The 19,889-nt window shown below is 47.5% G+C and carries 12 protein-coding genes; 2 read left to right on the forward strand and 10 right to left on the reverse strand.

Going from position 1 to position 19,889, the window contains the following annotated elements; all coding sequences use genetic code 11:
• Positions 1-25 precede the first annotated feature (25 nt).
• Positions 26-736 (forward strand): AcvB/VirJ family lysyl-phosphatidylglycerol hydrolase, encoded by a 711-nt coding sequence (locus ACLHR0_RS24730; RefSeq protein WP_429062817.1) that lies wholly within the window; start codon positions 26-28, stop codon positions 734-736.
• On the opposite strand, the gene ACLHR0_RS24735 is transcribed toward ACLHR0_RS24730, so the two are convergent.
• The 4 genes from ACLHR0_RS24735 to ACLHR0_RS24750 form a co-directional block, all read right to left on the reverse strand.
• Positions 726-1,421 carry a LytR/AlgR family response regulator transcription factor gene (locus tag ACLHR0_RS24735; RefSeq protein WP_436490217.1) on the reverse strand — a complete coding sequence of 232 codons (696 nt, stop codon included), beginning with the start codon at positions 1,419-1,421 and terminating at the stop codon, positions 726-728. The two genes, ACLHR0_RS24730 and ACLHR0_RS24735, sit on opposite strands and share 11 nt — an antisense overlap.
• A gap of 937 nt (positions 1,422-2,358) precedes the next feature.
• Positions 2,359-3,729 carry a TlpA family protein disulfide reductase gene (locus tag ACLHR0_RS24740; protein ID WP_436490219.1) on the reverse strand — a complete coding sequence of 457 codons (1,371 nt, stop codon included), beginning with the start codon at positions 3,727-3,729 and terminating at the stop codon, positions 2,359-2,361.
• 197 nt (positions 3,730-3,926) lie between these two features.
• Positions 3,927-6,110, reverse strand: coding sequence for a DUF5916 domain-containing protein (locus tag ACLHR0_RS24745; RefSeq protein ID WP_436490221.1), 2,184 nt, complete (start codon positions 6,108-6,110; stop codon positions 3,927-3,929).
• A 201-nt stretch (positions 6,111-6,311) separates the two neighbouring features.
• Positions 6,312-8,924, reverse strand: a complete 2,613-nt coding sequence (locus tag ACLHR0_RS24750; protein WP_436490223.1) for a family 20 glycosylhydrolase — start codon at positions 8,922-8,924, stop codon at positions 6,312-6,314.
• Between the two features lie 467 nt (positions 8,925-9,391).
• Between ACLHR0_RS24750 and ACLHR0_RS24755 the strand changes: the two genes are divergently transcribed.
• Positions 9,392-10,975, forward strand: a complete 1,584-nt coding sequence (locus ACLHR0_RS24755) for an FMN-binding glutamate synthase family protein (RefSeq protein WP_429051443.1) — start codon at positions 9,392-9,394, stop codon at positions 10,973-10,975.
• Positions 10,976-11,068: 93 nt separating this feature from the next.
• On the opposite strand, the gene ACLHR0_RS24760 is transcribed toward ACLHR0_RS24755, so the two are convergent.
• From ACLHR0_RS24760 to ACLHR0_RS24785, 6 genes are all read right to left on the reverse strand, one after another.
• The gene (locus ACLHR0_RS24760; RefSeq protein ID WP_436490226.1) at positions 11,069-11,845 is read right to left on the reverse strand and encodes an amidohydrolase family protein; all 777 of its coding nucleotides are present in this window, start codon (positions 11,843-11,845) and stop codon (positions 11,069-11,071) included.
• Positions 11,846-11,961: 116 nt separating this feature from the next.
• Positions 11,962-12,687 (reverse strand): 6-phosphogluconolactonase, encoded by a 726-nt coding sequence (pgl, locus tag ACLHR0_RS24765; protein WP_429051447.1) that lies wholly within the window; start codon positions 12,685-12,687, stop codon positions 11,962-11,964.
• Between the two features lie 45 nt (positions 12,688-12,732).
• Positions 12,733-14,238, reverse strand: a complete 1,506-nt coding sequence (gene zwf, locus ACLHR0_RS24770; RefSeq protein ID WP_436490228.1) for a glucose-6-phosphate dehydrogenase — start codon at positions 14,236-14,238, stop codon at positions 12,733-12,735.
• A gap of 25 nt (positions 14,239-14,263) precedes the next feature.
• Positions 14,264-15,682 (reverse strand): NADP-dependent phosphogluconate dehydrogenase, encoded by a 1,419-nt coding sequence (gndA, locus tag ACLHR0_RS24775; RefSeq protein ID WP_370912585.1) that lies wholly within the window; start codon positions 15,680-15,682, stop codon positions 14,264-14,266.
• A 147-nt stretch (positions 15,683-15,829) separates the two neighbouring features.
• Positions 15,830-18,409 carry a phosphoenolpyruvate carboxylase gene (locus tag ACLHR0_RS24780; protein ID WP_436490230.1) on the reverse strand — a complete coding sequence of 860 codons (2,580 nt, stop codon included), beginning with the start codon at positions 18,407-18,409 and terminating at the stop codon, positions 15,830-15,832.
• 345 nt (positions 18,410-18,754) lie between these two features.
• The gene (locus tag ACLHR0_RS24785; RefSeq protein WP_436490232.1) at positions 18,755-19,594 is read right to left on the reverse strand and encodes an energy transducer TonB; all 840 of its coding nucleotides are present in this window, start codon (positions 19,592-19,594) and stop codon (positions 18,755-18,757) included.
• Positions 19,595-19,889 lie beyond the last annotated feature (295 nt).

A 19,889-nucleotide genomic window follows, 5' to 3' on the forward strand; every position in this document is an offset into this window, starting at 1 on the left:
TTTACAGGAGGCGTTAATCTGGTATATGAGTAAGTTATTCCATGCAGCCATGCTGCTCAGCTTTTGTCTATTTTTCACAACGTTTCCGTCAAACGCACAAAGCGGGATTAATAACCTGCCGGTGGTTATTAAAGCGCCTCCCGCAGGCAATACTGCACCATTGATTGTGTATATAACCGGTGACGGTGGCATGAAGAAATTTTCCGCAAATGTAATTGAATCATTTCATCAGCAGAACTACCCGGTAGTAGCATTGAATGCATTAAAATATTTCTGGAGTAAAAAATCGCCACAGCAGGCGGCAAAGGATATAGCATCATTGATTACGTATTATCAGTCGCAGTGGGGCGGGAACCACGGGGTAGTGCTGGTCGGATATTCGCTGGGGGCAGATGTACTGCCGTTCATTTACACCGGTTTACCACCGGAAGTGGCGGCACAAGTAAAGCACCTGGTATTTTTGTCGCCATCTCTTTATACCGATCTCGAAGTGCATCTTTCTGATATGCTGGGTAGATCCGGCAATAAGGGAATGAGTGTTCCCGGGGAGATCAACAAAATTACCAACAAACCTTTGCTATTGGTATTTGGTGCAGAGGAAAAAGACTTCAACCTGTCAGCCCTGAATGTCCGGTATGAAAAAATGATCCTGCCCGGCGGGCATGCTTATGATGAAGATGCGGGCGGCGTGGCGGGTAAGATACTGGCGGCGCTGCATACAGGCGCTACTCCATAGGCAGCTGGTATCTTTTAGCCAGTTCCTTTCTTACTTCTTTTGTCAGGGTAATCCTGGCGTCCCCAATCATTACATGATCGTCTGCCAGTGCTGTGATATGGCGGAATCCTATCACGAACCAGTGATGCACCCGCATAAAAGCATTTGCCGGCAGCTGTGAAATGATCCAGTCGAGTTTTTCGGTGGTCACCATTTTCTGATCGCGGAGATGAAGCATGATATGATCATCCATTACTTCTACATATTGCAGATCATCATAAAATACTTTCTCAAAACTGTGCTGTGTTTTCAGCGTGAAATAATCCGCTGAATATTTGGTGGGGCTGGTAATTGCGTCCATTTCTATGGTCTTATAAATTTTAGAGAACACATTATTTAACGTTTCGGCAGTAAAGGGCAGTTGCAGGAGTGCTGCCGGGAGGAAATCGAATCCTCCGGGTGGCGTATCGTTATACGTCATCATTAAAACGGGCAATATGCCTGTTATGGTCATTGGAAGGGAAAGCGGATCATCATATTCTCCTGCTATCAGTACATGAATGGTTTGTGTTTCCAGCCAAAAACGTGCTTCCGCCATCGTTTGGCTTCTGCAAACCAGGTAAACATAGGGAATAGCAGACAAATAATTCTCCAGCTCTTCAAATCCCTCCGGGTTATTACCCAAAATAATACAGTTTAGTACCATAGAGCTGATTTGTTCAAATATGGGTACGTAAATTTACTCCAGTCAGTTGCCACGGAAAGAGAGGATTTAAGTAGGGCAGGTGACTGAACAGAAACCCGCGTATAATCTAAAATCTAATCTAAACCGCGTTATGAAAAAAACTATTCTTCACAGTAAATTCTTATTAAAAAGCTGACAATAATTTCAGTCGTAAAATTGAAGCTATTCCGGGTAGCAATAGTTAATCGAATGTTAAGGATTTTGGAAAAAGAAGGTGGACAGATCAAGCTACTGTCCAGAAAGACAATACTTTCCCTGTCCACCAGTTAAGGAAGATTACATAAAAGATCCTGGAACAGCTGCCTTACAGCTGTGCAACAGATCTAAGGCCCTGAAAGGGCAGCGCGGGCGCAGGGAGAGCTAACAGGGAGGCCGGTTAACTGGTCAGTGCGCGGACCATGTTCACCAAATAAGGAAGCATAAAAGAAACATCGTACTCACGGCGATCAGGTTTTTTGAGAACCTGACGTTGAAGCCGCCTTTTTCTGAGTAGAAGTAACTTTCTTTGTACCGGTCGTACTCAATGGGAGCACCTAACTCCTTCATCATTTTGAGGAATTCATAGAGTGTTCTTTCGGAAATACGAAGCCGCTTGGCTAACTGAGCGGGCTTACCGGTCCCTTTGATCCTAATGAGGTAATCAATGGTCTGTAGTCTGTCAAAATAACGCTTTGGCATGTGGCATAGAGGGGTCTTAACGGTTATTTACTGAATATACGATTTGTGTCTTTATTAAACCAGCATTATCATATATATATTTAAACGTAAATATTAACAATCTGGTTTAAATGGGTTTTCGAAATTTTAGCTGCGGAACAATGGCGCTGATGCGGATAAGCTGCGTACTTTTACTAAACGTTGCTACCTTGGTTTTATTGGCTATTACCCTGAAAAAAACTCACTGCAATAATGCTTCATAGATAATGTTGGTAAGCGCTGTACCGCGGTCTACTGCGGGATCCGGAGGCTTTATAGCATATACTTTTCCATTCTTTCCAACAATGATAAACGAAGGATATTTACTGATGTTGTATTGCGTAAGTACGTCGCGGTGCTGTTCATCCAGCTGCCATATCCATCCCGGCAAACCCCTTACAGCATTGCCATCGCAGCAGATGTTCACAAACGTAACGCTATCATCAAAGCAATTTTTTATTTCTGTAAGTGCAGGCAGCAGCGGATCTTTCCCACTGTAGAAATGCAGCAGTACTACCTTTCCGCTGAATTGCCTCAGGCTCACCAGGTTTCCCTGCGCATCGGGAAAACTGAATACCGGCGCTGTCACACCTCTGCTGATACCCTTCCTCGAACGACCGTAAAGCTTTGCGATGGCCTGCTTACATGCTTCATCCTGCACCAGCTCCAGGTAATCACGCACACACCATTCCTGTTCTTCCGGCGAATTGCCGGCAGCAAAACCCAACATCAGCGAATGCGCCAGCAACCTGTCGCGTAACCGGCCACTGTAATGCGTTTTAAGCCATTCATAGATCGCCCTGTTATTACATTCATAACGATGCTGAATAAAATAATCTGCTTCCGCTTTTTGCAACAGATAATTCAAATAACGTATAGACGTCACCGTTGTATCTGAAAGAATGATCTCCGGTAATGCAGGCAATATATTATCCTTATAAAAAAGCACTTGTCTTTCTTCCAGCGTACTATCCGGCGCTACGGCCACTTTCCATACAGTACTCACCAGCCCCGCGGCGGCTTCCGCTAATACATGCGATCTTACCAGCGCCCACGTGGCAGTATTTATGCTGTCGCGGTAAACCGCCAGTACCTTGTCTGCCGCCTGCAACCGCTGCCGCCACGCCGCTGCCAGCCGGAACGCATCAGGCAATACAGGAAGCTGCACGGCAGACTGCTCCCGCTTAGCAGTATAAACAGCCCTGTTCAACACTGCACCGCTGCCGCCAAACCGGATGCTGTCGTCCTGCATCACCATCTGCAGGCTATCCCCGCCGCGGATCATCCCATAAAAATTATATCCACTACCCGCATCTGCATAAAAAAATATTACCCTTCCTGCCGGAACGGATATACGGAAATAAAAAGAATCAGATTTTAGCAAAGTATCCTGCGTAACTGCCGGGGAAATTCCCGGATCATACCAGTAAGATAACGACACCTTTTGCACAGGATGGTCCACTACCCTGCCCGTAATCACCGCGGCGGATTGTTGTGCTGCAGCTGTTCCTGCCAGCATCAAAAAAATACAGCTGATACGCAGCAGCTGCATCATCATAGGAGGACGGTTCATAATTAGATTTTAAATGGTGAAAATCCCCGTAGTAAAAACTACAGGGAGATAATATTCACAACGATAGTAAATGAAAACTTTATATATATCTTAACGGGCATACCCGTTCTATTACGCCGAACTTGTGGTGCAATGATAACGGGTATAAAACGGTAAAGTGTTAATCGAATCTTAACTGTTAATACGAAAACGGATTTTTAGAGATTAAACCAATACACCAGCTTCAGCACCAAAGCACGGTTTCTCACATAAAATGGCTCCGGGAGATAATTGTCGGTATACACTATAAAAAGATCGGATGCAGGCCGGTAGCGCCATTGGAAGCGGGTATTCAGGTTCATATTCTTCTGCTGGCCATTGTATTGCATAAACCCGGTAAAGAAAAGGGTGTTTGTCATTGTAACATCCAACCGCGGGCCTACCAGCCAGAAAGAATTATTGCCCCAGGGCTTTGGCAGGTTGATATTGTTATAGTTAGCGCTTAATGCAATGCTCACATACGGCTGGAAGCGATATCCCAGTTCCGTATTGGTCATTAACCGGCTGCCATCTGCATAATAACCTCCATAGCGGGCCGATAACGAATAGGTAAACAAACTCTGTGGCTTTGACACGTAATCAGCGCCCACAGTGTTCCAGTTATGCTGACTCCCGTTCACCAGGCTATCTTTACCGGTATTGGTAGGGTCAAAAGGCTGCAGCAGTTTGATATAAGTGTTGGACGCCCAGATATTGAGCGTGTTTCGCTTCCGGAACACAATGCCATAGTTTAGCATGGTTTCGTTATCAGTACGGCGCATATGCGCTTCGTCAAAAAACCAGGTACTGGTTACCTGCGGCCCATGACTCAACACCGCACCCGATAAGGGAAAGAACAGGCGGGTAACCTGCGGCGCCACTTTTATATATCCCTGGCGGGGCACATATCCCACCTCCGCATTGTAATTACGTCCCACATACTCATGCTGCCACCCAATGTTCCATTGCTTGCTGGTATACTGCAGATTAGCGGCATGCGCCACATCATGACCGGTTTTATTGGGGGTATACGACTTCAGCAACATGGCCTTGCCCGTCCAGAAATTGTTGGAGGAAGCCAGGTTATACTCCAGCCCCATGTTCCGGTTATACCGGTTGTAAATTGGCTTATCCGTTACTTTAGCCGGATCATAGTTTACCGACTCCTTATTGATAAAAATAAAACCCAGGTTGGAGCGGGAAAACACCCGGCGCTGTAAAGCCGCCACCGTAAAGTTTTGGGCCGGCAACCCGGTTTCCTCCTGCTTCCCGGTTTGCATATTCATTACCCCTAAGCGCCAGTCTTTATTCAGTTTACCACTCAGCCTGGCGCCAAAACGGATTGGCACGCCACCAAGACCAATACGCCTCGAGAAAAAAGGACGGATCGTGGAATACCCGAAATTTGAAAACTGGTCTCCGTTTTCGAGAAAGAACTGCCGCTTCTCCGGGTAAAACAATTCAAAACGATCCAGGTTGGTCACCTGTTTATCCACATCTACCTGCGAGAAATCCGGGTTCACTGTGAGGTCGAGGTTCAGCGAGGAAGTAACCGCTACTTTGGCATCTAAACCTGCATCCCGCCGGTATTTGGTGGGAGTAGCCTTATCATAATCCTTTAACATGCCTCCCAGCAGGTAAGGAATCAGCGACACATTTGCGCCCGCAGCAGGTGGAGCAGCATCCCATACCAGGTTGCCTGTATACGCCAGCGAGGCAGTGGGAAACTGCCGTGGCACCGGCGCCCATGCCGATTTCTCTGTTGTTTTCAGATCGTTCCTACTGAAGTTAATACCCCACCGGGTAATTCCTTTTTTATACCGGATGGTTTTAAACGGTATCGCAGCTTCAAAAACCCATTTATCCGGGTAGTTCTTTACTACCGATGTCCACTTATTATCCCAGCTCAGGTCCACCTTTCCGCCATCATACATCAAACCGTCCCATTGCGCACCGGCTGCATTGGCGCCGAATGAAAAGCCGTTGGTCTGATCATCAAACGGGTCCATGAATAAAAGGAAGTTATCATTCTTCAGAAAAGCAAAATCGCGTCTCAATGATTCCACCATATAAGGCCCGTCGCCTGTCGTGTAGTTTTCTACTATGAGGTAAAGGTTCTTGTCGTCGTAGGTCATCCGCACATCTGTACGCAACCGGGCTGCACTGGTATCCATTGGCAGCACCATGTGAAAACCGGTGGCAATATCCGCCTCCAGCCACGCTGCTTCATCTGCTACACCATCTATCTTAACAGGCGACACCGCTTTGCGGATCTGCAATTGATAAGCATCATTTTTCTTTTGTGCAAACACAGCGCATCCAACAATACAACAGCTAATAATAAGTGGAATTATGCGAAACATCAGGTTGATATGGGTTTAACGAACAAAATACAAAAATTGCAAAAGGAGAAGCAAGAAAATGGATGAAGGGTAAATGCAGCGGATTTAACTTGTCCTGCCGTTATCTTTTTTGAAAGATGATTTCCGGATAATAACCCGTAAATAAAAACGGTAAGCAACAGGAAGATCCCGTTGCTCACCGTCTTTCTTTCTTCCGGAAAATTATAATTTATTATTCTTCATCTGCGTATCGGCTACCGGCACTTTTACGGTAGTAGTCCTGCTGCTGCGGCCTTTAGGGCTGAATACCTTCAGCTTCACCGTTTTACCGCCTGCAGCTACCGGGGTAGTATACACCGGGCTCTTCAACGTAGGCTCGTCGCCGTTAGTAGTATACCGGATCACTAAACCCGGCATCTGGATGTTTGCACTCAGCACGCCATTTTCTACTTTCGCGCCCGCGGTTGGGATGCGCCAGTTGAAACCCCCTTCATAATAATCCAGGCGCGGCATTTCACGCTTACCCATTACATTGCTGAATACACTCCATGCCTGTGCATACAATGCATCGGCTTTAGCGGAATCCTTTTCGGTAGCCCACTCCGGATCCTGCGCCCACGCACGTTCTGCAAGCCCAAGTAGTTTTGGCAACATCATATATTCCATACGGTCAGAGCTGGTTACCGTTTCACTCCACAGCAATCCCTGGATACCTGGGATATTGGAAGCACCAAAACCTGTTAACCGGTCCTTACCTACAAACAACTCCGGTGTAACCGGGTTGCCCCTGCCATCTACTTTTGAGTTCTTGTAGTAGTCGAACGGAATAAAATAAAACGGCTTATCCACGTCTACAAATCCACCCCAGTAAAATCCGGGTTCATCAAAAGATTTCATGTAAGCCATATCAAAATAAAAATTGCTTACACCAGACAGGATGACTTTATACCCGGCATTTGCCAGGCGGTAGGATAAATCTTCCTGTCCGCCGCCGATCACGTTGTTCCATACATTCAGCTGGAAATGATCGTTTACAAAATCGGGGTTAGGAATGCTCTGTGATTCGCCACCGACCGTTGTTTTACGCATCCCGGCTTCTTCCCATCCTGCTACAGATAATCCACGGGCCTTCAGCAGCTCATTCACCTTGCGGTAGTAATAATACCAGAGATCATTTACATCTTTCAGTGATTTATCCTGCTGCATCAACGCGATACAGGCAGGCGATTTTTCAAATACGCCGCCTGGCACTTCATCGCCGCCCATATGCACTGATTCCAGCGGAGCGCCGGCTTCTTTATACATCGACTGGATTTCTTCCACCACTTTATCGAGGAAGTGGTAAGTAGAAGGCAGCGCTACGTTCATCACGTTGTCGTTCCAATACTGAACAGAGTGGTATTCAGATTTATCCTGCAAATCGGTCAGCAGGTATTCATTGGCTTCCTGGTCGCGACCAGCCGCTTTCAGGCGGTAGTAGCGGGATTCCATGGCTTTCACCGCAGCGCGGGCATGGCCGGGGCTTTCTATTTCAGGTAAAACGCGTATATGCCTTGCCGTTGCATAGCGGAGGATTTCTATAAAATCGTTGCGTGAGAAATAACCACTACCTGCAGTGTTGGTGGTATCGGGACCGGAGCCATAAGACGGCGGCAGCATATTTTTCCAGTCGCTGCTATGGCCGCGCTTAGCGCCTACGGAAGTAAGTTCCGGCAGGGAAGGGATTTCCAGGCGCCAGCCTTCATCATCGCTGAAATGAAAGTGCAACACGTTTAATTTATACAGCGCCATCAGGTCGATGATGCGTAGCATATCGCGCTTGTTATGAAAGTTACGGGCCACATCTATCATGAAAGCGCGGTAACCAAAGCGTGGCTCATCTGTAACCTCCACACCCGGTATGGTAATGGCTTTCTGATTGCCGGCAAACGCCGTTGGCGGAACCAGTGTTTTTAAAGATTGGATAGCATAGAAGGCGCCTGCTTCAGTGCCGGCAGTAATGGTAATTCCTTCCGGCGCCACTTTCAAACGGTAACCTTCCGGAGCGGTGATAGCAGCGTCATAAACCAGGCTGATAACTGCCGTTCCTTTTTTTCGTTTACCCAGCAACGTTAGCAACTCTGCATCCAGCATTGCCGCGCTGGCAGACAACTGCGGATCGGCTTTTACTTCCGGGAATGCATCCAGCACCAGGCCTTTACCGGTGGCAGTGTAAGACTTCGGCGTCGGGAACACCAGCGGCAGCTGTGATACGGGAATATCCTTTACTGCAGCATTCTGTTTAAATATATCCGTTGGCGTTACTACTGCAGTTTTATCACCGGGATAACGCATCAATTGCTTTGCGGTAGTAGAAGGGCGGATACTATAATCCTTGATTGAGAAGCCTTTTTCCGGCTGTTCGTCCCATACCAGGTACAACCCGGTGGGCGCATCCGTAAAATTCACGGCCCAGGCATCGCCGGTAATAGCGAGTTTCAGGGAGTCGCCGGGAGCGATACCGGTAAAACCATCCGCCGGTGTAAACCGGTACAGGTCACCGTTAATATGCTCCACTTTCACATGCCCCGGTAATTCCCCGGGAGCAACCATCCTGATAAAATTGAAATACAACTGCCATCCTTTGGCAGGAAACGGCTTAACGGCCGTATTCACAAAGGTGAAGGCCGACTGGAAATTATCGCGGCCCTGGTAATGGTTTTCTACCACTTCCCAGCTGGTTTTCAGCCGGGCAGCATCATAGGGGGTGGCTTGTTGCGCCCGGACAGCCGCTACAGTACTAAATAAGAACAGGAAAGTTGCTACCAACTTACCAGGATGAATGTATCTTTTCATTTGGTGGATTGATTGAAGATTGGCTTATTTTGAAAGATAATAAATAAATTTAAAAACTGCGCGGATTTTAGCGAAGGTTGTCTTTCTCAGGATTACGCTGATTACATTGATTTTTGGGATTTTGTTTTTTTTGATTTTGTTTTTGATTTTGTTTTTGATTTTAAAAGATTTGGGAAGACAGCAGCGGATATTTTGTTTTTGTCGTTCCTTACCTTTTTTAAAAAATATAAGAAAATTAAATCCTAAAACGTATATCTCCGCTGCCGTCTCCCAAAATCCTTTATAAAATCAAAAAAACAAAATCCCCAAAATCAATGTAATCAGCGTAATCCTGAGAAAGACAACCTTCGCGAAGATTTAACAAATTTATCTGCTATACGTTAAGTAGATTTATAAGAACAATAGCGAAGGAAGTATTCGGCAATCTCCTGTGGTTAGGAGCATCAAAAAATCAAAAATTACAGTCTATGGTCAAAGCATTTATTGGATTTTCAGGTGTTAGTTTAGGTGTTATCGTTGTTTTGGGTTTATTTTTCCCGTGGGTTTTCTGGTTACTGGTGCTGGTATTGCCCATTATTGTGATGGGTGTCCTTGACTTGTTGCAAACCAAACACGCCATCATCCGCAATTACCCGGTAGTGGGGCGGATGCGTTACTGGATGGAGGCATTACGGCCAAAAATTTACCAGTATTTTGTGGAAAGCGATATTGATGGCAGCCCGATTAACCGGGTAGACCGCTCTACTATTTACCAGCGCGCCAAGCGGGAACTGGACTCCCAGCCATTTGGTACCCAGTTTAATGTATACGCGGAAGGATATGAATGGATGGCCCATTCTATTCAGCCGCAAAATTTTGATCACCTGGAGAAGGACCCGCGTGTAATCTTTGGCGGGAAAGACTGTAAACAGCCTTATTCCGGCAGCATCCTCAACGTAAGCGCCATGAGCTATGGATCGCTCAGTAACAACGCTGTACAGGCTTTAAATGGCGGCGCCAAAATAGGGAACTTCGCGCATAACACCGGCGAAGGAGGTATCAGTGAAGCACATCTCAAACAAGGTGGCGATATCATATGGCAAATAGGTACCGGCTATTTCGGTTGCCGCGACGATGACGGCAATTTCTCCGATAGTTTGTTTGCAGAAAAAAGTGCGCTGTCACAAGTCAAAATGATAGAACTGAAAATTTCGCAGGGCGCCAAACCGGGCCATGGTGGCATATTACCGGCTGCTAAAAACACGCCCGAAATTGCAGCCATCCGTCACGTGAAACCACATACCACCGTATTTTCTCCCCCTTACCATAAAGCATTTAACAGTCCGCGCGAAATGATGCTGTTTATCCAGCGCCTGCGTGATCTCAGCAAGGGTAAACCGGTTGGATTCAAACTGTGCATCGGCCAGCAACGGGAATTCTACGCCATCTGCAAGGCCATGATAGAAACCGATATCTATCCCGATTTCATTACTGTAGATGGTGGTGAAGGCGGTACAGGTGCCGCGCCACCGGAATTTTCCAACTCGGTGGGCATGCCGCTGATGGATGGACTTTCCTTTGTACACGATACCCTTACCGGATTCAATATCCGTCATCATATGAAAATCATTGCCTCCGGCAAAATACTCACCGGCTATCACATGCTGCGGGCCATGGCCCTGGGCGCCGATACCTGCAACAGTGCCCGTGCCATGATGATGGCGCTTGGATGTATTCAGGCGTTGGTATGCAACACCAATAAATGCCCTACCGGCGTGGCTACACAGGACAAATGGTTATCTGCCGGCCTGGTGGTAGACGACAAGAAACACCGCGTAGCCAACTATCACCGCGATACCATTGAAAGCGCCATAGAACTCGCTGGGGCAGCCGGTTTAAAAGATCCGCATCATATTACCAGGCGGCATATTTTCCGCCGGGTATTTATGAACCAGGTAAAAACTTTTGAAGACATATACCCAAGTGCAGCTCCGGGTACATTGTTAAACGGACTAATGCCCGAACATCTGAAAAAAGAAATGGAAACCGTGGGAATTGATACGTGGATATAGTATAAAAAGATTCCGGCTTTTATTCCCTGTGGAATAAAAGCCGGAATCTTTTTATCTCTCAAAATATTTTTAAAAATATAATCCCCAACATCATCATAATCCTGAGCCAGACAAAATCCGCGGCTGGTAAAGCGCGAGGGCGTTTTCCCTGCATATTTTGGCGGCAATATCTGCCGGGAAATTCTGGAGGATCAGTTGCAGATCGGAGGCGGCAAATGGCCGTGGCGCCCGTGTAGAAGGCAAATCGGTGCCGAATAATAAAGCACTGGCATTAATAGCTGTAATCTGGCGCATGGCGGTTAACACATCAAAATCACAACGACTGAAACCCGTTGCTTTTACCCTCGCTCCTTTTTCTACCAATGGCAATAAATATTTGAACCCGGCTTTTGATAACCCCAGGTGATCAATAACCACGGCAGGCAGTTTATGCAACGTAGTGGATAATCCGGGCAGTTGCCGGGAATCCACATACAGCTCCACATGCCATTTCACGAGTTCATACACACGTAACGCCAGCCGTTCGAGGTGTTTCACACTCTCGGAACCGCCGCGCTGCACATTAAATCTTACGGCGCGTACACCTGCTTCATGCAGGGCTATAATTTCTTCGTCGCTGGTACCGGCAGGTATCTGCGTTACGCCTACATAACCGGGGCCCAGCTGCTTCAATGCTTCCAGCAGGTATCCCTGATCAAATCCCTGGAAAGAGCCGGACACCACTGCGCCGCCGCCTACGTTCAGCGACGCTACCTGTTGCTGGTAGTCGGCTACTGAAAATTCCGACGGCAAAAAGCCTTCGTTTGGCTGCAAAGGGAACCGGTGATCAATGATATGCAGGTGTGCGTCGAATATGGGCTTATCAAACATAATCTCATCGTTGTTACAATACACAAGCTACAGAAAATAGCTGAAAGCAGAAAGCAGAAGGCCCGGAGGGATCTCTTAATCCGCCCGGGCCTTTACCGCAATTGCTTTATGTTTTGTTAAATTTCCATTGCGCCGGCAGCGGCTTCGTCCACAAACCAATGCAGCTCGCCTTCTTCCGGCCTGATGAGCTGGGAAGGATATTTCTCCGCATCGAAAGTGCCTTCAATCACACTTTTCAGCGTAATGGCTTTATTGGCGCCAGTGGTGAGAAACAATACACAGGCAGCCTTATTCACCACCGGTGCAGTTAAGGTAATGCGGTACATGTCCTGTGCTTCCAGGAAAAATGATTTTACCCAGGCTTTCTTTTCGTGCACAATGGGTAATCCGGGGAACAACGACAGCGTGTGTCCATCATCTCCCATGCCCAGCAGCACCAGGTCGAACGTGGTATCATCTTTTCCGAAATACGATTTCAGGATCTTTTCATATTCGGCAGCCGATTCTTCCGGGCCGATATCGGTACGCATTACATGGATATTATCGGGGTTTACACTTACTTTATCCAGTAATGATTCAAATGCCATGCGGGCATTATTGCGTTCATCTTCAAAAGGCACATCTCTTTCATCTCCCCAGAAAAAATGTATTTTCTCCCAGGGTATTACCATGTTGTAAGGAGCTTTTGCCAGCAGGCTGTATAGCTGCTTTGGCGTATTACCACCGGACAGTACAAATGTAAACCGTTCCTGTGTTTGCAATACTTCCAGTATGTAGTTGCTGATCCATGCAGCTACATTTTCACTCAGCTGGGCAGGATCTTTTGCGATATGTAGTTCCATAAGACAAAAAAGTTACGGACCATTTTCACAAATGGTCCGTAGTTATTATTTAGTAGGTAAATTAATCCAGGTATGACCGTCGCGGGCAACGAGTGCATCTGCATCGTCGGGGCCCCATGAATCGGGTGCATAGTTCGGGAAGTCCTGCGGCGTGCGGTTTTCCCATGTTTCCAGGATGGGCATGATCACTTTCCAGGCAGCATCTACCTGGTCGCCGCGCATGAACAGGGTAGCATCTCCTTCCATTACATCCAGCAGCAGCGTTTCATATGCTTCCGGTGCATGCTCGCCATTGGCAGCATCATAGTTAAAGGTCATGTCTACCGGGTCCAGCGTCATGGTTTGACCGGGACGTTTTGCCTGGAAGCGGATCCGTATATCCATTTCCGGTTGAATGCTGATGGTGAGCCTGTTAGGGCGCCATGTTTGCGCAGCTTCTATCGGGAAGGAATAAGGGGGTGCTTCCTTAAAGGTGATGATAATATTGGTAGCTTTCTGGTGGAGATATTTACCCGTCCGCACATAGATCGGAACGCCCTGCCAGCGCCAGTTGTCGATATAAAATTTAACGGCCGCATAAGTATCAATATTGGATTTGGGATCCACACCTTTTTCCTCGCGGTAGCCGGCTACTTTGTTGCCTTTCATCCAGCCGGCAGAATACTGTCCGCGTACGGCATGTTCATGCACTTTACCCGGTGTGATACGGCGGATCGCGTTAAGTACATCCACTTTCTTGTTTCGCACTTCATTGGCATCAAAAGATACCGGCGCTTCCATGGCCAGGATACACATGATCTGCAGGATATGGTTCTGCACCATATCGCGCAATGCGCCTGCCCTTTCGTAGTAACCGCCACGACCTTCCAGTCCCACGCTTTCAGCAGCAGTGATCTGGATATTGTCGATGTAATTGCGGTTCCACACCGGTTCAAACAATGCGTTTGCGAAGCGGAAAGCCAGGATATTCTGAATGGTTTCTTTACCGAGATAGTGATCGATACGATAGATCTGCTCTTCTGTAAATTTCTTTGCCAGCAGTTCATTCAGTTCATGCGCGCTTTGCAGGTCATGCCCGAATGGTTTTTCTACTACAATGCGGGTACAGTGTTTATCGGAGCAAAGATTCAGCTCACCCAAACGGGTGGCTATGTTCGGCACCAGCTGTGGCGCTACGGCCAGGTAAAAGATAACGGTAGGATGTACGCTCCACTCTTCTTCCTTCTGCGTTACAAAATCGGTGATCTTGCTGTAAGATGCAGGATCTTCTGCATCCATCTGCAGGTAAGTAACATGATTACTGAAATCTTTCCAGTGACCATTCTGCTCGCCCTTCCGACGGGAAAACTTACTGATCCCTTCCAGCAGGTGTTTGTTATAGTCTTCGTTGCTGTATGGGCTGCGGCCTAAGCCTGCAATGGCAAATTGCTCAGGCATCCACTCATCTAAAAAGAGATTATATAACGCAGGCGTTAGTTTCCGGTAGTTTAAATCGCCACTGCCTCCGAATATGAACAGGATGGATGCAGGCGGGCGTTTATGGATCTGCATATGTTTAATTAAAGATGAACATTTTTTAGTGTTGCTGCCACTCTGTGTGGAAAGTACCTGGCATATCAATACGCTGGTAGGTGTGCGCGCCGAAATAGTCGCGCTGCGCCTGAATCAGGTTGGTAGCCATACGGCCGGTACGGAACGCATCGAAATAAGACAAAGCAGACATGAATCCGCCCACAGGAATACCTGCGGAGGCGGCCTGCGCAATTACGCTGCGGGTGTTGCTTTCTACCGATTGTACGAGATAAGCTACGCCTTCATCCAGCAGGATGTTGGCCAGGTCAGCATTTTTCTGGTAAGCTTGTGTAAATATTTCCAGCAGGGAAGAACGGATGATACAACCACCTCTCCATACTTTCACCACTTCCGGTAACGGGATCTCCATTTTCAGATCACCGGAGGCTTCTCTCAGCATAGCCAATCCCTGTGCATAGCTCAGGATGGTGGCAAAGTAGAGGGCATCGTGTACCTGTTTGATCCACATTTCAGCGTCGGCATGAATGGTATTTTCAGGTGCTTTATAGATCGCTTCAGCTTCCAGGCGCTGCTCTTTGTAACCGGAAAGGGTACGCATCGCCACGGCGGTATCAATAACCGGAACGGCTACCGGCAATTCCATTGCATCCTGTGAAGTCCATTTACCGGTTCCCTTGGAGCCAGCCTTATCGGAGATCACGTCTACCAGGCGTTTGTCAGATTTATCGTCGTTCTGCAGGAAGATATCCGCGGTAATTTCTACCAGGAATGATTGTAAAGCGCCCTGGTTCCAGCTTTTGAATACTTCGTGCAATTGATCATTGTTGAGGCCAGCGCCCTTTTGCAACAGGGTATAGCTTTCACTGATCAGTTGCATGATGGCATATTCAATACCATTGTGTACCATTTTCACATAATGGCCGGCGCCTTCTTTACCCAGGTAAGCCACACAAGGCGTCCCTTTTACTTTGGCGGAAATCGCCTCCAGCATGGGTTGTACCTTTGCATAGGCGTCGAGGTCGCCACCGGGCATAATGCTTGGACCACTACGCGCGCCCTGCTCACCACCGGAAACGCCGATACCCATAAAATGGATACCCTTTTCGCGGAGTTGTTTCACACGGCGTAAAGTGTCCGTATAGTGGGAGTTGCCACCATCTATTACTACGTCGCCCTGCTCCAGCAGCGGCAACAGGGATGCTATCACGTCATCTACCGGCTGACCGGCGGGTACCAACATCATTAATTTGCGGGGACGTTCCAGCAACTGTACCATAGTGGCCAGCTCTGCAACACCTTTAACGGTAGTACCGGGGGTAGCGGCTGCTTCCAGTGCGCTGTTCTTGGCAGCGTCTTTATCAAAGCCGATAACGGAAAAGCCATGATCTGCCATGTTGAGTAACAGGTTTCTACCCATTACGCCGAGACCGATCATTCCAAAGTCATATAAGCTGTTTGCCATATATAGAGAAGTTACTTAAGGAGGTGTAAAAGTAGGGAAGAATTACGAAATACAAATTACGAATTACGGAGTTATATGGAGACAGCCGCTGATGTTGTTCACCGCCACTATTTCCACATAACTCCGTAGCCGGATGATGAATAATTTTTATGCTGAGTTTCTGCCAGCATTGATAATACCAAAAGAGCAACGCATGATGAGCTTTTCGTAGGTTTCCCTGCCATGTCCGTTGTCGGGATGTGCGTCCAGCTCCCGGATGCGCGTAAGCGCATATTGCTGGGTAGTAAGCAAAGGCAACACAATCCGTTCGCGCATCTGGATAGACAGCAAATCGATCGGGCTGCCGGCCATCAGTTCGGATTCATTAGTGAGCAGCAGCAGGTATTTCTTCGTCAGCTCAAATTCATTATAGATCATCTGCCATACTTCACCGTATTGCGGATGCTTGGCCAGGTAAGCGGTGAGCGGGAAATAACTCTTCTTCATCGCCATTACACAGTTATCGAGCAGGGTCCTGAAAAACAGGGAGTGTACATATAATGCCTGGACCTCTTCCCATTTACCTTGCTTTTCCAGCTGTTCCAGCGCACTGCCCACGCCGTAATAGCCGGGCACATTCTGTTTCAGCTGGCTCCAGGCACCTACATAAGGCACTGCTCTCAGGTCATTAAGATTGAGTTTGGCAGAAGCATTACGTTTGCTGGGACGGCTGCCGATATTCGCCTCTGCATAGTAACGCAGCGGGCTGGCATGATCGAGATAAGCCAGGAAATGAGGATGTGTTTTTAATGTATTGTAAGATTTATATCCTTCGTCCGCCAGTAGCTGCAGCAAATCTTCTTCTGATTTACTCAGCGTTACTTCCCGGGAAGAAAATAGTTCATTGCTGATGCCGGCGTGTATCAGCTGTTCCATATTGAACTGTGCTGCATCCACGGTGCCGAAATTGGAGCTGATGGTTTGCCCCTGAATGGTTTGCTGTATTTCTTTATTGGCAATGTTCCTGCCCATTGAAGCATAGAACTGGTGCGTTTTTCCACCGCCACGGGCCGGAGGACCTCCCCTGCCGTCAAAGAACACCACGTTGATACCGTATTCTTTGGAGATAGTAGTGAGTTCTTCTTTGGCTTTATAGATGCTCCAGTTGGCCATGAGATAGCCACCATCTTTGGTGCCATCCGAGAAGCCGAGCATAATCGTTTGTTTGCATTGGCGACGACGCAGATGCTCGCGGTAGTCGGCGTTTTCATACAGCTCTTTCATCACCTGTCCTGCATGGCGCAGGTCATCGATGGTTTCAAACAGCGGCACAATATCTACCGTCATCTCTTCTTTTTTCCAGCCGCTCAGCAGGAACAGCCCGTATACTTCCATTACGTTGAGTACACTGGTACTGTGACTGATAATATAACGGTTGCAGCCTTCTTCTCCATTGGCAGCCTGTATTTCCTTAATGGCGGCAATGGTTTCAAGCGTATCCTGGTGCAGGGGATTTTCCAGCGCTTTAGGATCTGCGGCTTCTTTTATATTCAGTAACAGGTTGATCTTTTCTTTATCTCCCAGGGAAGTATAATTATCCGGCAGCGCGGTTGTTCTGGCAGCTATGGCTTCCAGTACGGCTTCATGAATGGAGCTGTCCTGGCGGATATCCAGGGAAGCAAAGAACAACCCGAATATTTCCACTTTGCTGATCAGGTTATCTACAAGATGTACAAACAGCCCGTTCAGATCAGCGATAATGGTATTTCGTATATCCGACAACGTGTCCAGTATTTCCTGGCGGCTAATATCCGCTTTATGCCCGGGAATAAAGAGGTTGCGGGATAATTTTGATTCCAGGGCGGCTACTACATTTTCCACGCCTTTAAAGGTAAGGCGGCGGCGCAGGTTGCGTACTTCCCGGAAGTAACATTTCATGATAGACGCGCGCAGGGCGGCGGCTACTTCCACGGTGGTAGGCGCTTTCACAAACGGGTTCCCGTCACGATCGCCACCGGGCCAGAAGCCCATGCGGATCACGGAGTTATCGCTGCTGATGGCGCCCGGGAACTGCGCCCGGATAGACGACAGGATGCGGCCGGCCGACTGGTAAAATATATTTTCCAGGAACCACACCAGGCTGATGGCTTCATCATACGGGGTGGGTTTTTCTTTTTTGAAGAACGGTGTTTTTCCCAGCTGTTGCAGGTACATATTTACCTGGCTGGTATTTTCGTCGATGAGGGCTTTCGACAGGTCGTTGATAATACCCAGCACCTCGCTGGGATAAAATTGTGTCGGATGCGCCGTCAGCACCAATCTCACCGAAAAATCCTTCAGTTTATCCCTGAGTTTATCCTGGGCTTGTTCCTGGATCACTTCCGACTGCAGATGGCGCAGGGTGCCGGCGCCCTGGAGGTCACGGATATTCCGGAACGCAGCATCTTCCAGTGCGTCAAACAGTACTACCTGTCTTTCAGCGTATTGCACGAAGCGAAACAGCAGGTCCGTTCGCTGTTTTTCTTCCGTATAAGTGGTATACTGGGAAAAAAAGGAGTCCATTATTTCCTCGGGGCTGTTACCTTTGGCGTATCCTTCTTCACAATGAAGCAGGAACAGGGACAGGAAGATACCTGTCTTTTCCACCCGGTGGAAAGGCAAAGAGGTGAAGAGGCTATTATACAGCTGAAACTTGGTCCCAACGAGGTTTTTGAACTGTTGCAGCGAATTATTTACCGGCGCTTCCATACTAATTATCCGTTTATAGTGCTAAAGAAGAAGACTAAGCGGCTGTTAAATTAATAATTATTATGTTAATTTCTTAGATTTTTGATTTTTGTTTGATATAAAGTGATAATGTTTGAATATTATCTAATAAGAAGCGAGAGGATTAAAAGGCAATCCCGGCCGCTATATGCGGGCCGGGACTGGTATCAGGAATCAGAATGCGCAGGTTAAATGGATGTAAGCCGGATAAACAGGAATTGTAAGAATTAAAGAGATAATAATATAGGAAGTCACGCCGTCAAACGATGACAGCACTTTCCGGGTTATTAATAAAGTGTTTATTGAAAAAAATGAGGAAAGGTGAAACTAGTTGCCGCTTAACCGGAAGCTGACCGGGAGGTTAAAATATACCGCCACATACTGACCATTCTGTTTGCCGGGTTTCCACTTGGGCATTTTACTGATCACACGGACCGCTTCTTCTTCCAGGCCTCCGCCTTTCGCTGCGCCTACTGTTTTCACCTGTGAAATAGTGCCGTCGCGGTTTACCACGAACTGGATAAATACGGTGCCTTGTATTTCATTCTCCTGGGCAATGTGCGGATACCGGATATTGTTACCCAGGTATTTCGCTAATGCAGCTTCACCGCCGGGAAATTCAGGCATGATTTCCACGAATGCAACTGGAACATCTGGATTGGCTGCCGGAGGAGCCTTTACTACACCGGAACCGCCGTTGCCACTTGCACCCAGGTCAATGTCCATTCCTCCTTCTACTCCTTCTGAAGTAGTAAATCCTACTACCTGCTTGTTTACATCAGCATTTCTCGGAGGCATTTCATCCGGCGGAACATCTGTGTTAACAATCATCGGTGTAGTTACCCTGATAGAAGCAGCCAATGGCGGCGGTGCGGAGGTTACCGGGGGTGGAGGAATGGTAACCGGGGGTTCCGGTGGCATTTCCAATGCCTGTAATTCAATTTTTTTCTCTGCCAATACAGGCCGGTGTACATTTTCTGCGGCCATCAGCGTGTTGTTCAACACGTAGCCGCCGATCATTACCAGCATAATAGAAGCGGTGCCCATTACTGCGTTGCGAACACGCCTGTCGTAACGACTGCGTAATTCATAGGCCCCATAATCTTTGTTCCTTCCATAGAAGAGAATGTCGAGGAAATCATTCCCCGGGATTTTAGCTGAGTCCATGGTAAATATGTTTCTAATTAGATGTTGCAGTAAAATATTTTCCATAAGGTTTTTGAAAATATATTTTCAGGGAGATGGGTAACGGGGCGGGGTATATATAATAGCGTAAGATACAGGTAGTATTAAAAATAGAAGTCCCGACACGTGTCGGGACTTGCTGGCACTGGGGACCTTACCTGAAAACAAGTGGTTCCTTCATTTTAATTAGGCTTTCCGAAAAAAGTATAGGCTTATACGTTATCACGTATTTTGCCCGGCTGCTTCCGGATAATATCTTTATAACAGTTGGTTTGGA

It is taken from the genome of Chitinophaga sp. ARDCPP14, assembly GCF_051362515.1.
Classification (GTDB): Bacteria; Bacteroidota; Bacteroidia; order Chitinophagales; family Chitinophagaceae; genus Chitinophaga.

Coding starts and splice junctions, on each gene's coding strand:
- ACLHR0_RS24730 (WP_429062817.1), top strand. CDS start 26: ATGAGTAAGTTATTCCATGCAGCCATGCTGCTCAGCTTTTGTCTATTT.
- ACLHR0_RS24735 (WP_436490217.1), bottom strand. CDS start 1,421: ATGGTACTAAACTGTATTATTTTGGGTAATAACCCGGAGGGATTTGAA.
- ACLHR0_RS24740 (WP_436490219.1), bottom strand. CDS start 3,729: ATGAACCGTCCTCCTATGATGATGCAGCTGCTGCGTATCAGCTGTATT.
- ACLHR0_RS24745 (WP_436490221.1), bottom strand. CDS start 6,110: ATGTTTCGCATAATTCCACTTATTATTAGCTGTTGTATTGTTGGATGC.
- ACLHR0_RS24750 (WP_436490223.1), bottom strand. CDS start 8,924: ATGAAAAGATACATTCATCCTGGTAAGTTGGTAGCAACTTTCCTGTTC.
- ACLHR0_RS24755 (WP_429051443.1), top strand. CDS start 9,392: ATGGTCAAAGCATTTATTGGATTTTCAGGTGTTAGTTTAGGTGTTATC.
- ACLHR0_RS24760 (WP_436490226.1), bottom strand. CDS start 11,845: ATGTTTGATAAGCCCATATTCGACGCACACCTGCATATCATTGATCAC.
- pgl (WP_429051447.1), bottom strand. CDS start 12,687: ATGGAACTACATATCGCAAAAGATCCTGCCCAGCTGAGTGAAAATGTA.
- zwf (WP_436490228.1), bottom strand. CDS start 14,238: ATGCAGATCCATAAACGCCCGCCTGCATCCATCCTGTTCATATTCGGA.
- gndA (WP_370912585.1), bottom strand. CDS start 15,682: ATGGCAAACAGCTTATATGACTTTGGAATGATCGGTCTCGGCGTAATG.
- ACLHR0_RS24780 (WP_436490230.1), bottom strand. CDS start 18,409: ATGGAAGCGCCGGTAAATAATTCGCTGCAACAGTTCAAAAACCTCGTT.
- ACLHR0_RS24785 (WP_436490232.1), bottom strand. CDS start 19,594: ATGGACTCAGCTAAAATCCCGGGGAATGATTTCCTCGACATTCTCTTC.